General features: G+C 60.7%; 12 protein-coding genes. 6 read left to right on the forward strand and 6 right to left on the reverse strand.

Going from position 1 to position 12,479, the window contains the following annotated elements; all coding sequences use genetic code 11:
• Nucleotide 1 precedes the first annotated feature (1 nt).
• Nucleotides 2-901: a tyrosine recombinase XerC gene (gene xerC, locus AACY08_RS19750; protein ID WP_049710959.1), complete on the forward strand. Its 900-nt coding sequence runs from the start codon at nucleotides 2-4 to the stop codon at nucleotides 899-901.
• Nucleotides 898-1,593 (forward strand): HAD family hydrolase, encoded by a 696-nt coding sequence (locus tag AACY08_RS19755; protein ID WP_339471038.1) that lies wholly within the window; start codon nucleotides 898-900, stop codon nucleotides 1,591-1,593. Before xerC ends, AACY08_RS19755 begins: the two co-directional genes overlap by 4 nt.
• 126 nt (nucleotides 1,594-1,719) lie before the next feature.
• Here the strand turns inward: AACY08_RS19755 and sutA are convergent, their stop codons facing one another.
• From sutA to glnK, 4 genes are all read right to left on the reverse strand, one after another.
• Entirely contained in the window at nucleotides 1,720-2,049 is a 330-nt protein-coding gene (sutA, locus tag AACY08_RS19760; protein WP_339415119.1) for a transcriptional regulator SutA, read from the reverse strand.
• Between the two features lie 103 nt (nucleotides 2,050-2,152).
• Entirely contained in the window at nucleotides 2,153-2,578 is a 426-nt protein-coding gene (locus AACY08_RS19765; RefSeq protein ID WP_339428305.1) for a secondary thiamine-phosphate synthase enzyme YjbQ, read from the reverse strand.
• A gap of 210 nt (nucleotides 2,579-2,788) precedes the next feature.
• Nucleotides 2,789-4,126: an ammonium transporter gene (locus AACY08_RS19770; RefSeq protein ID WP_049710955.1), complete on the reverse strand. Its 1,338-nt coding sequence runs from the start codon at nucleotides 4,124-4,126 to the stop codon at nucleotides 2,789-2,791.
• A gap of 34 nt (nucleotides 4,127-4,160) precedes the next feature.
• Nucleotides 4,161-4,499 carry a P-II family nitrogen regulator gene (gene glnK, locus AACY08_RS19775; protein WP_002555808.1) on the reverse strand — a complete coding sequence of 113 codons (339 nt, stop codon included), beginning with the start codon at nucleotides 4,497-4,499 and terminating at the stop codon, nucleotides 4,161-4,163.
• A gap of 422 nt (nucleotides 4,500-4,921) precedes the next feature.
• On the opposite strand from glnK, the gene AACY08_RS19780 reads away from it, so the two are divergent.
• The 3 genes from AACY08_RS19780 to AACY08_RS19790 all read left to right on the forward strand — a co-directional run bounded on the left by AACY08_RS19780 (nucleotide 4,922) and on the right by AACY08_RS19790 (nucleotide 7,724).
• Nucleotides 4,922-5,182, forward strand: coding sequence for an accessory factor UbiK family protein (locus tag AACY08_RS19780; protein WP_339415117.1), 261 nt, complete (start codon nucleotides 4,922-4,924; stop codon nucleotides 5,180-5,182).
• A gap of 17 nt (nucleotides 5,183-5,199) precedes the next feature.
• Nucleotides 5,200-6,135 (forward strand): MFS transporter, encoded by a 936-nt coding sequence (locus tag AACY08_RS19785; protein WP_339471039.1) that lies wholly within the window; start codon nucleotides 5,200-5,202, stop codon nucleotides 6,133-6,135.
• 92 nt (nucleotides 6,136-6,227) lie between these two features.
• Complete coding sequence (locus AACY08_RS19790) at nucleotides 6,228-7,724, forward strand: YifB family Mg chelatase-like AAA ATPase (protein WP_339471040.1); 1,497 nt, start codon at nucleotides 6,228-6,230, stop codon at nucleotides 7,722-7,724.
• 130 nt (nucleotides 7,725-7,854) lie between these two features.
• Here the strand turns inward: AACY08_RS19790 and AACY08_RS19795 are convergent, their stop codons facing one another.
• Both AACY08_RS19795 and AACY08_RS19800 read right to left on the reverse strand, forming a co-directional pair.
• Nucleotides 7,855-9,831, reverse strand: coding sequence for a methyl-accepting chemotaxis protein (locus AACY08_RS19795; RefSeq protein WP_339471042.1), 1,977 nt, complete (start codon nucleotides 9,829-9,831; stop codon nucleotides 7,855-7,857).
• A 176-nt stretch (nucleotides 9,832-10,007) separates the two neighbouring features.
• A complete protein-coding gene (locus AACY08_RS19800) occupies nucleotides 10,008-10,928 on the reverse strand; it encodes a LysR substrate-binding domain-containing protein (protein ID WP_339415106.1) in 921 nt (306 codons plus the stop codon).
• A gap of 136 nt (nucleotides 10,929-11,064) precedes the next feature.
• Between AACY08_RS19800 and AACY08_RS19805 the strand changes: the two genes are divergently transcribed.
• Nucleotides 11,065-12,468, forward strand: coding sequence for a NorM family multidrug efflux MATE transporter (locus tag AACY08_RS19805; protein ID WP_339471044.1), 1,404 nt, complete (start codon nucleotides 11,065-11,067; stop codon nucleotides 12,466-12,468).
• The last annotated feature ends 11 nt before the right edge of the window (nucleotides 12,469-12,479 follow it).

Below are 12,479 nucleotides of genomic sequence, written 5' to 3' on the forward strand. Positions count from 1 at the left end.
CATGGAACGGCAACTGGACGCTTACTGCGCTCACCTGCGCAACGAGCGCCAGGTGTCGCCTCACACCCTGGAAGCTTACCGGCGGGACTTGAACAAGGTCCTGGCGTACTGCGAAAAACAACAGATCAGCAGCTGGAAGGCCCTGGATATCCAGAGCCTGCGCAGCCTGGTCGCGCGCCTGCACCAGGCGGGCCAATCTTCGCGCAGCCTGTCGCGCCTGCTCTCGGCCGTCCGCGGGCTTTATCATTATCTGAACCGTGAAGGCCTGTGCGACCACGACCCGGCCAATGGCCTGTCGCCCCCCAAGGGCGAACGGCGCCTGCCCAAGACCCTGGACACCGACCGCGCCCTGCAACTGCTCGATGGTGCCGTCGAGGATGACTTCCTGGCCCATCGCGACCAGGCGATCCTGGAGCTGTTCTATTCCTCAGGCTTGCGCCTCTCGGAGCTGACCGGCCTGAACCTGGATCAACTCGACCTCGCCGACGGCCTGGTGCAAGTGCTCGGCAAGGGCAGCAAGACCCGAGTGCTGCCCGTAGGCCGCAAAGCGCGGGAAGCCTTGCAGTTGTGGCTACCGCTGCGCCTGTTGACCAACCCGGCGGACGACGCGGTGTTTGTCAGCCAGCAAGGCCGCCGCCTGGGGCCACGGGCGATTCAAGTGCGGGTCAAGGCGGCGGGTGAGCGCGAATTGGGGCAAAACCTGCACCCACACATGCTGCGACACTCCTTTGCCAGCCATATGCTGGAATCGTCTCAAGACTTGCGCGCAGTTCAAGAGCTGCTCGGCCACTCTGACATCAAGACCACGCAGATCTACACCCATCTGGATTTCCAACACTTGGCAACGGTGTACGACAGCGCCCATCCACGGGCCAAACGCATCAAGGGCGGCGACTCATGAGTATCAAGCTGATCACCTTCGACCTGGACGACACGCTCTGGGACAACGTACCGGTCATCATCAGCGCCGAAGCGTCGATGCGCGAATGGCTGGCCACCCACGCGTCCAAGGTCGGCGACCTGCCTCTGGAGCATTTCGCCACTCTGCGCCAACAGGTGCTGGAGCGTTATCCTGAGCTGAAACACCGTATCAGCCTCCTGCGCCAGCGGGTGTTGATGCATGCATTTGAAGAGGCCGGTTATCCACAGCCTGAGGCCACGGAGATGGCGGACGTGTGTTTCGAAGCCTTCATCCATGCGCGGCACCAGATCACCCCATTCCCCGAAGCCGAGCCGATGCTGCAAGCGCTGCGCCAGCACTTTCTGCTGGGGGTGATCACCAACGGCAATGCCGATGTGCAGCGGGTGGGCTTGGCGGATTATTTCCACTTTGCGCTGCGTGCCGAAGACATAGGTATCGCCAAGCCGGATGCGCGATTGTTTCAGGAAGCGTTGCAGCGCGGTGGCGTGGACGCCAGCGCAGCGGTGCATATTGGCGATCATCCAGGGGATGACATTGCCGGCGCACAGCAGGCGGGGCTTCGGGCGGTGTGGTTCAATCCGACAGGCAAGGTGTGGGAGGGGGAAAAACGCCCGGATGCGCAGATTCGTAGCCTGACGGAGTTGCCAGCATTGCTGGATAGCTGGAACTAGCACAGAGCCGAATGTGGGAGCTGGCTTGCCCGCTCCCACAGAGTATTACGGCAGGCCGCGAATTTATTCCACCCATGAAAAAACCCGCAGCGACGGCGGGCTTTTCACGCAAGCATGCAATTGACCCTAGATAGGCCGGCTGCCGTACTTGTTATCAGGCTTCTTCGGCGGGTCTGCCACCACGTTAGCCTCGACTTCGACCACTTTGCCGCCTTTAGCGAGGAATTCTTCCATCGCACGGGCCAGGGCATCGCGCTCTTTGTTCTTGGCTTCAACGCTTGGCAATTCATCTACCGACACAGCTGCCTTGGCTTTGCCCTTGGCTGCTTTGACAGGTGCGTCATCGCCACCGTCATCACCTTCGTCAGCAACGTCTTCGACTGCCGCTTCAAGACCTTCCTCGGTCTCGTCGTCACCTACTTCGAGTTCGTCGTTTTCCAGATCATCGTCGCTCATGTTCTACCTCATGACTTGCGAAAAGCAGATTAGTTATAGCCCAGCTTCACCTTCTGTCGACGGCTGCCGGAAAAAAATCAACATCCACCGGATAACCAGTGGCTTACGCCCCATCACCGTGCAAGGTGGCGAGGACTTTACGAGCACCGCCATGATCACGGTGCTCGCCCAGATAAACACCTTGCCAGGTCCCTATCGCCAAGCGGCCGGCCTGCACCGGCAAACTCAGCTGGCAGCCCAGGAGACTGGCCTTGAAATGCGCCGGCAGGTCATCCGGACCTTCGTCGTTGTGTTCGAACCCTGCACGCCCTTGCGGCACCAGCGAGTTGAAAAAACGTTCGAAGTCACGGCGAACCGCCGGATCGGCATTCTCGTTGATGGTCAACGAGGCCGAGGTGTGCTGCAGCCACAAATGCAACAAGCCCACGCGACAGGCCTTCAATTCAGGCAAGCCGGCCAGCAACTCATCGGTCACCAGGTGAAAGCCCCGGGGCTTGGGCCGCAGGGTAATCAAGGTCTGTTGCCACATACAGTTCTCCGCCCATCGGCGCGCATTCTAGCGCGCTCTGGGAAAAAACAAAGTGCCGAATACGCCTACATGCCTGTAAGACATTGGCACGCTGAAAAGCGCCGTGTGTATCCCATCACAAACGCTGCGTAAAAACCGGTACAGCTTGGTATGACTGACAAACTCCAGGCAAAAAAATGCCCGGCAAGCCGGGCATCTTTTTTCGCGTAATTACAAGTTGTAACCGCGCTCGTTGTGTTGCGCCAGGTCGAGGCCGACAGCCTCTTCCTCTTCGGTCACCCGCAAGCCCATGACCATGTCCAGCACCTTGAGGATGATGTAGGTCACGATAGCTGTGTAGATCACGGTGAAACCTACACCTTTGCACTGGATCCAGACCTGTGCAGCCACGTCAGTCACGGTGCCGAAGCCGCCCAGTGCCGGGGCTGCAAACACACCGGTGAGGATTGCGCCGACGATACCGCCGATACCGTGCACGCCGAACGCGTCCAGGGAGTCGTCGTAGCCCAGCTTGCGCTTGAGGCTGGTGGCGCAGAAGAAGCAGATCACACCGGCGACCAGACCGATCACCAGGGCACCCATCGGGCCGACAGTGCCGGCAGCTGGGGTAACTGCAACCAAGCCAGCCACTACGCCCGAGGCGATACCCAGTGCGCTTGGCTTACCGTGGGTGATCCACTCAGCGAACATCCAGCCCAGCGCCGCAGCAGCGGTAGCGATCTGGGTAACCAGCATCGCCATGCCGGCGGTGCCGTTGGCGGCAGCAGCGGAACCGGCGTTGAAGCCGAACCAGCCCACCCACAGCATGGCCGCGCCGATCAGGGTGTAACCCAGGTTGTGCGGTGCCATTGGGGTGGTCGGGAAACCTTTGCGCTTGCCGAGCACGATGCACGCCACCAGACCAGCCACACCGGCGTTGATGTGCACCACGGTGCCGCCAGCGAAGTCCAGCACGCCCCAGTCCCACAACAGCCCACCGTTACCGCTCCAGACCATGTGCGCGATTGGCGCATAGACCAGGGTGAACCAGATAGCCATGAAGATCAGCATCGCGGAGAACTTCATGCGCTCGGCGAAGGCACCGACGATCAGCGCCGGGGTGATGATGGCGAACGTCATCTGGAAGGTGATGAACACGGCTTCCGGAAACAGTGCCGCAGGCCCGGTGATGCTGGCCGGGGTAACGCCCGCCAGGAACGCCTTGCCCATGCCGCCGAAGAAGGAGTTGAAGTTGACGACGCCCTGCTCCATCCCGGTCGTATCAAACGCGATGCTGTAGCCGTAGACGACCCACAGGATGCTGATCAGGCCGGTGATGGCAAAGCACTGCATCATCACGGAAAGAATGTTTTTGGAGCGCACCATACCGCCGTAGAACAGCGCCAGGCCTGGAATGGTCATGAACAGCACCAGCGCGGTGGACGTAAGCATCCACGCGGTGTCACCGGAATTGAGGACTGGAGCCGCCACTTCGTCTGCCGCCATGGCCAGGCTTGGCATTACGATGGACAACAGGGCTCCGAGCCCTGCGAATTTACGCAGAGTCATATTGTTTTCTCCTGGGGCGTTGGGGTTTGGCGGCTTAGATTGCGTCGGTATCGGTTTCGCCGGTACGGATGCGAATAGCCTGTTCCAGATTGACCACGAAGATCTTGCCGTCACCGATCTTGCCGGTGTTGGCAGCCTTGGTTATCGCCTCGATAACCCGGTCAAGATCCTTGTCGTCAATGGCGACATCAATCTTCACCTTTGGCAGGAAATCGACCACGTATTCCGCGCCGCGATACAGCTCGGTGTGACCCTTCTGCCGACCGAAGCCTTTGACCTCAGTAACGGTAATGCCCTGCACGCCGATCTCGGACAACGACTCGCGTACATCGTCCAACTTGAACGGCTTGATGATGGCAGTGACTAGCTTCATGAAAACTCTCTCCCGAATTGGTGGACTTGCCCCAGGAAAACAAACCCGTCTCAAGTCTAAGCGCAGTGCCTGGCTTTGTAACGCGTCGTCGCCTCGGCATTTGCCTTTGCGACGCCAGCGAACCACTGGTGACGAAACCTGTACCCCTGATCCGTCGGCGCACTGCATTCGTCACAGCGACTGCATCAGTGCATGGGTCATGATCGTCTAAGCAGAAACCTTGCCAGCTCCGTAAAAATGACTGAAATCAGTCCTTTGACCACTTATGTCCACCTGCTGGGCCTAATGGCGGCGGCAATGCGCACAAAAACAGTGCGCCAGCGCCCAGCCCCCTGCGCGAAAAGCGTGCGTGCGCCGCCATGAAAAAGACTATAGACGCTGCGTGATACACTGGCGGCCAACAGTTTTCCGGAATATTTCCCATGCTCGCGCCCAAAGACCTCCTCGACGCCCTGAGCGGCCACGCCTCCCGCTTGTTCAACGGCGATACCCCGCTGCCTCGCAATGAGATCGAAAGCCAATTCAAGGCATTGCTGCAAAGCGGCTTCAGCAAACTTGATCTGGTCAGCCGGGAAGAGTTCGATAGCCAGATGGTGGTGCTTGCCCGCACGCGTGCGCGATTGGAGAGCCTGGAGGCTAAAGTCGCGGAGTTGGAAGCACGGTTGACGCCAGCGGGCGAATAACCGGCATCAAACCCTCCATGTGGGGCTTACCCGCCCTTGACCGGCGCCTGCTGAAAATACAATTCAGCTTTTTGCTGGTCGTGCTCGGTGGACGCTGCAACCAGCTTGCTGTGGCGTGGTGGGCCTTGCAGGAAATCGGCTCCGCCCTCGCCTTCGCCAACATGATCGCCTGTTCAATCGCGGCGGAAGTGCTCGCCCGGCCACTGCTGGGATGGCTGGGTGACAAGTACAACAAGATTCTGATCCTCAAGCTGGCCTCCCTGACAAGCGTGCTGACCGCGCTGCTGATGGTTGTGCTGTCCGCTACGCAGTTGTTCAACCCGTGGAGCGTCGGCGCCCTGATGCTGATCGGCAGTGCCGTCGCCGGCGTGCTCGACCCGCTGCAATCGTCGATTATTCCGTTGTTCGCAGGCGCCGATCAGGTCTCGCTCGCCGTTCGCACCAAAAGCATGCTGTCGTCCATTGCCAACTTGCTTGGCCCCGTCATCGCCAGCGCGCTGATTTTCGGTTTTGGAACCCTGCTGACTTTTACCGTCGACTGTTTTGCGATGCTGGGAGCGGCACTGTTGGGAGGCAATCTGTGGGTGGCAGGCACGCTCTCGTCGATATTCGAGGTACCGCTGGCGTTTTTCTGCGGCGGGGTAGGCCTGATGCTGATAAACATTCCTACCTCTGCCGTCAGGTTGCTGGCGACACCCAAGCAGCATCGCAATCGGATCTTTGCCACCGTGTCCTTCCTCTCCGCAGCCGCCAGCCCGCTGGGCAGTTTTGCCGTGAACGGCCTGATCGCTCACCTCGGTGTCGCACTGACCATCACGTCACTGGGTGCGATGGTGCTGGGGCTGTCGCCGCTGGTGTTCCTGATTCCCGACTTGCGCAGAGTCATGCGCTCCCCCGACACACAACTCAGCGATGCTTACCTGGATAAATATCCCGACGCCTTTGCGCGTTGATACGTCCTGTAAAAGTCTGATCCCTTACCCCTGCCATCCCTCGTCTACCCTTGAAAAACCGCAGGAAGCGGCCTCCCATTCAAGGAACGAGCATGTCCCTCGCGATCGTCCACAGCCGCGCCCAGATTGGCGTCGAAGCCCCCGCCGTCACCGTTGAAGTGCATATGGCCAATGGTTTGCCGTCCCTGACGCTGGTGGGCCTGCCGGAAACGGCGGTCAAGGAAAGCAAGGACCGCGTGCGCAGCGCTATCCTCAACTCCGCCCTGCAATACCCGGCCCGGCGCATCACCCTCAACCTCGCGCCCGCCGACCTGCCCAAGGACGGCGGGCGTTTTGATCTGGCGATTGCCCTGGGCATCCTGGCAGCCAGTGTGCAGGTGCCGGCGTTGATGCTCGATGACGTGGAATGCCTGGGGGAGTTGGCGCTGTCCGGGGAAGTACGCGCCGTGAAAGGCGTGTTACCGGCGGCGCTGGCGGCGCGCAAGGCCGGGCGTACCGTGATAGTGCCCAGGGCGAATGCCGAAGAGGCGTGCCTGGCGTCGGGGTTGAAAGTGATCGCAGTGGACCATTTGCTTCAGGTGGTCGCGCACCTGAATGGGCATCAGCCGATTGAGCCGTACAAGTCCGATGGCTTGCTGTACTTGAATAAACCCTATCCCGACCTGAGTGAAGTACAAGGCCAATTGGCGGCCAAGCGGGCGTTACTGATAGCGGCGGCGGGGGCGCATAACTTGTTGTTCAGCGGCCCGCCTGGTACCGGTAAAACGTTGCTCGCCAGTCGTCTGCCTGGATTGTTGCCACCCTTGAGTGAGCAGGAAGCCTTGGAGGTTGCAGCGATTCAGTCCGTGGTCAGCCTGGCCCCGCTGAGTCATTGGCCGCATCGGCCGTTTCGCCAGCCACATCACTCGGCCTCAGGCCCGGCGCTGGTGGGCGGCGGATCAAAACCGCAACCAGGGGAGATCACCCTGGCCCATCATGGTGTGTTGTTCCTAGATGAGTTGCCGGAGTTTGACCGTAAGGTGCTGGAGGTGCTGCGAGAGCCGTTGGAGTCTGGCCATATCGTGATTTCCCGCGCTCGCGACCGCGTGAGTTTCCCGGCGCGTTTTCAACTTGTGGCCGCCATGAACCCCTGCCCTTGCGGCTACTTGGGCGAACCCAGCGGGCGTTGTCGTTGTACGCCGGAGCAGATCCAGCGTTACCGCAACAAACTCTCCGGGCCATTGCTGGACCGGATTGACTTGCACCTGACGGTGGCACGGGAAACGACTGCGCTGAACCCAATCCGCCAAGCTGGCGACACAACTGCTCATGCATCGGCGCTGGTCGCCCAGGCCCGAGAGCATCAGCAAAAACGCCAGGGGTGTGCCAACGCGTTTCTTGATCTGCCGGGGCTACGCAAGCATTGCAAGCTGACCAAGGTCGATGAGGGCTGGCTGGAGACCGCTTGCGAGCGTCTGACGCTGTCGCTGCGTGCAGCCCATCGATTGCTGAAGGTGGCGCGCACCTTGGCAGATCTGGAGCAAGCGGTCGCCATTTCGCGCGATCACCTTAAAGAGGCCCTGCAATACCGGCCGGCAGCGATCACCTGAGCCGTGCACATAATCAAACAGGGGAGCTGGCCTGCCTTCGACACCTATAGATCTTCAAGGTTGAACGTGCGTAGCAGCTGTCGAGCCCTGCTCCCACACACGCCAGGTCCCACAATTGATCTGCGGAGTTTCAGCGGAACCGATCCACCTCATGCCGCAAACCCGCCGCCAGCGTCTCCAGTTCCTTGGCGGTAACTGCCAGGTTCGACACCACTTCACGCTGCTCACTGTTGGCCAGCGCAATGCTTTGCAAGTTGCTGCTAAGCAAGGTCGCGGTGCTGCTCTGTTCCTGGGTGGCGGTGGTGATCGCAGCGAACTGCTCACCGGCCGAACGGCTTTGTTCGTCGATACGCGCCAGGGCTGAAGCCACGTCGGCGTTACGCGACAGACCTTCCTGCATCAGCACGTTACCGTCTTCCATGGTGCTGATGGCATTGCCGGTTTCTTGCTGGATACTCTGGATCATCCCAGAGATCTCGTCCGTAGCCTCTCGGGTGCGCGACGCCAAGTTGCGTACTTCATCGGCGACAACGGCAAAACCACGCCCTTGCTCACCGGCCCGTGCGGCCTCGATAGCCGCGTTGAGTGCCAGCAGGTTGGTCTGATCGGCGATCGACGTAATCACCCCGACGATCCCCCCAATTTCCTGGGAGCGCTGGCCCAGGGTGTTGATCACCGTGGCCGTGCTGTTGAGGGCGGTGGCGATGTGCTCCAGGGACGACGATGCCTCTTGCATCGAGTTACGGCCGATGCGGGTCTGCTGAGCGTTTTCCTGGGCCAGGCGCTCGGTGGCGCCCATGTTGTCGGCGATGTTCAGCGAGGTGGCGCTGAACTCTTCTACCGCGCCGGCCATGCTGGTGATCTCGCCGGACTGCTGCTCCATGCCTTCATAGGCACCACCGGACAAACCGGACAACGCCTGGGCGCGGCTGTTGACCTCTCCGGCGGCGTTGCGGATATGCGAGACCATGGTCGACAGCGCTTCACCCATCTGGTTGAAACTGCGCGCTAGCTGGCCGATTTCATCATGGCTGGACACATTCAGGCGTGCGCTCAAATCACCCGCGCCCAAGGCTTCGGCCTGGCGCACCAGGTCGCCCAGTGGCGCCAGTTTGCTGCGCAGCAGCCAGACGGTTGCGCCCACTGCCAGCAGCATCGCCAGCACGCTGCCAATCACCAGGCGGATGCCGACTTCCCACGTCACCGAGCGAATCTCGGCTTTGGGCATGCTCGCAACCACGGCCCACGGCCCGCCTTCGAAGGGCACCGACACGCTGTAGAAGTCTTCGTTTTTGTCAGCCCAAAAGCGGCCGACACTTGGCGTCTTAGCCAGGTCCAACATGACGGGCACTGCTTGATCCAGCGCCTGCACGCCAGCCGGCGGCACCAGCCAGCGCTTCTGCTCATCCAGCAAGGCCAGGGAACCGGTCTTACCGATACGGAAGCGTTTGAGGTTCTCGAACTGCACGTTCTGGGCGTCGGTATAGTCAAAGCCGATGAACAGCACCGCGATGACTTTGCCGCTGGCGTCGCGCACCGGGCTGTATTGAGTCATGTAGGAGCGATCGAACAACACCGCTCGGCCGATGTAGGTTTGCCCACTGAACACACGCGAATAGGCCGGCGCATTGCGGTCAAGCACAGTGCCAATGGCGCGATTGCCATCCTGCTTGGCCAGGGAGGTGCTGACACGGATGAAGTCGTCGCCGCTGCGCACAAATACCGTGGCCACACCACCTGACATCTGCTTGAACTTGTCCACTTCATCGAAGTTGTTGTTCAGTAGATCGCTGCCCAAGTACAAGCTTGGCGTCTGTACACCAGCGACCGCGACGGGTTGATCGGCCCGTACGCTCAAACCGGCACTGAAGCGCTTCTCGAACAGCCCGGTCAGGCGCTCGGTGCTCTCACGCAGCGTGCTGTGGAACGTGTTGAGTTGGTCGGCGAGCAGCCGCGCTTCACTGGCCAAGTGTTCCTCGCGGGTATCGAGGTTGGCTGAGTCGAGGGAGCGCAGGGCAAAGACAGTGCTGCCACCAATGGCGACAGCCAGAATCAAGGCTAAAGCGATACCTAACTGTGAGGCTATCCGGGCGCGAGGTTGAGACATAAAGGCTCCTGGCCGAGGCCAGGATCATCCTGATCTCATAGCACTGCTCGGCAAATTATCTGGTGGGGAACGTTGTGCACGATTGTTCCAACACACCTACTTCGGCAGGCCGAGACAATACTTGAGCGATCTACAGGGGTATCGCGCAAACGATTGCACGAAAGGTTTGCCATCCCTTAATCGAGGCATTCGACCCGAGGCAATTCCATCGCCTTGACTTCCGCCTGCAGAAACTCCGCCAAGCGCCGCAAACGCTCGCCACCGGGACGGGTTTTCGGCCACACCAGGTAGTAATTTTCGCCACTGGCCACGGCGGTTGGCCAGGGCAAGCTCAGCCGCCCTTGGGCCACATCTTCGGCCACCATCAGCAAGTCGCCCATCGACACACCATAACCCCGTGCGGCAGCGATCATGCCCAGCTCGAGGGTATCGAATACCTGGCCGCCCTTGAGCGACACTTCGGATGACAACCTCATGCGCTCCAACCAGTAACGCCAGTCACGACGATCTGGCGTCGGATGCAGCAGCTCGGCGGTTGCCAGCCGTGCCACATCCCAAGGGCCGTCGTTCAGCAGGTTGGGGGCGCCGACCGGTATCAGCATTTCGGGAAACAGGTAACACGCCTCCCAATCTGCCGGGAAGTGGCCGTTACTCAGCAGTACCGCGCAATCGAACGGCTCCTGATTGAAATCCACTTCGTCGATGTTCATCCAGGCGCTGGTCAATTGCACTTCATTGCCCGGCTGCAATGCGCGAAAGCGACTGAGCCGCGCCAACAGCCAACGCATGGTCAGGGTCGACGGTGCCTTCATGCGCAGGATGTCATCTTCGGCGTTCAGGGTATGGCAGGCCCGTTCCAGCGCGGCGAAACCCTCACGGACACCGGGCAATAGCAGGCGCGCGGCTTCGGTGAGTTGCAAGGTGCGCCCACTGCGCTGGAACAGGCGGCAGGCGAAATGCTCTTCCAGCGTGCGGATATGTCTGCTCACGGCACTTTGCGTAATCGAAAGCTCCTCTGCCGCGCGGGTAAAGGAGTTGTGCCGTGACGCGGCTTCAAATGCGCGCAAGGCATAAAGCGGAGGAAGACGACGCGACATAGGGAAGCTCCTACAAGGCAATGCCGCACCCTACCATGAGTATTAGTCATGCTAACGATCGCATTTATCCCTTTGTGCAACGGCCGGAGAGCGCCGAGAATCAACCCTTCCCCACCCCTCTGACTTTTCGAGCGTGATGATCATGCAGCATCCGGCGCGTACCGAACTCTGGGCCATTCTGCGGCTATCGGGGCCGTTGATTGCCTCACAGTTGGCGCACATGCTGATGGTGCTGACCGACACCCTGATGATGGCCCGTCTCAGCCCCGAAGCGCTGGCCGGTGGCGGCCTGGGTGCGGCGAGCTATTCGTTCGTGTCGATTTTCTGCATCGGCGTGATCGCCGCCGTGGGTACGCTGGTGGCTATTCGTCACGGCGCGGGCGATATCGAAGGCGCCACTCGGCTGACCCAGGCCGGGCTATGGCTGGCTTGGCTGATGGCTTTGGCGGCCGGCCTGTTGCTGTGGAACCTCAAACCGCTGCTGCTGTTGTTTGGCCAGACCGAAACCAATGTGCACTCGGCCGGGCAATTCCTGACGATTTTGCCGTTCGCCCTACCCGGCTTCCTGAGTTTCATGGCCCTGCGCGGCTTCACCAGCGCGATAGGCAAGGCGACGCCGGTAATGGTGATCAGCCTCGGCGGCGCGGTGGCCAACTACCTGCTCAACCATGCACTGATCGAAGGCATGTTCGGCCTGCCGAAGCTCGGCCTCATGGGCATCGGGCTGGTCACGGCCATCGTCGCCAACGGGATGGCACTGGCGTTGATGTGGTACATCCACCAAAACCGCACCTATGCCGCCTATCCGCTGAGCAACGGCCTGCTGCGCCTCAACACTCAATATCTGCGCGAGCTGTGGCGCCTGGGCCTGCCGATTGGGGGCACCTACGCGGTGGAAGTCGGTTTGTTTGCCTTTGCGGCGCTGTGCATGGGCACCATGGGCAGCACACAGTTGGCGGCGCATCAGATCGCGCTTCAGATCGTCTCGGTGGCGTTCATGGTGCCGGCGGGGATGTCCTACGCGGTCACCATGCGCATCGGCCAACATTACGGCGCAGGTCAGTTGCTGCAGGCGCGTATGGCCGGTCGCGTCGGGATCAGCTTTGGTGCTGCCGTGATGCTGGGATTTGCGCTGGTGTTCTGGCTATTCTCCGACCCGCTGATCGGGCTGTTCCTCGACCATAACGACCCGGCGTTTCACGACGTGATCGTGTTGGCCGTCAGCCTGTTGGCCGTCGCGGCCTGGTTCGAGTTGTTCGATGGCGTACAAACCATCGCCATGGGCTGTATTCGCGGGTTGAAAGATGCCAAGACCACCTTCCTGGTCGGCCTCGGCTGCTACTGGCTGATCGGTGCGCCTTCGGCCTGGCTGATGGCCTTCACCCTGGGCTGGGGGCCGACCGGCGTGTGGTGGGGTTTGGCGCTGGGCCTGGCGTGTGCGGCGGTCAGCCTGACATGGGCGTTTGAAGTGAAGATGAAGCGGATGATTCGGCGGGAGCCGGAGGTTCGCGCTGAATTTCAGGCGATGCAGCCGGACTAGAAATCCCACAT

This window comes from Pseudomonas sp. EL_65y_Pfl1_R83, from assembly GCF_963970695.1.
Taxonomy (GTDB): Bacteria; Pseudomonadota; Gammaproteobacteria; order Pseudomonadales; family Pseudomonadaceae; genus Aquipseudomonas; species Aquipseudomonas tritici.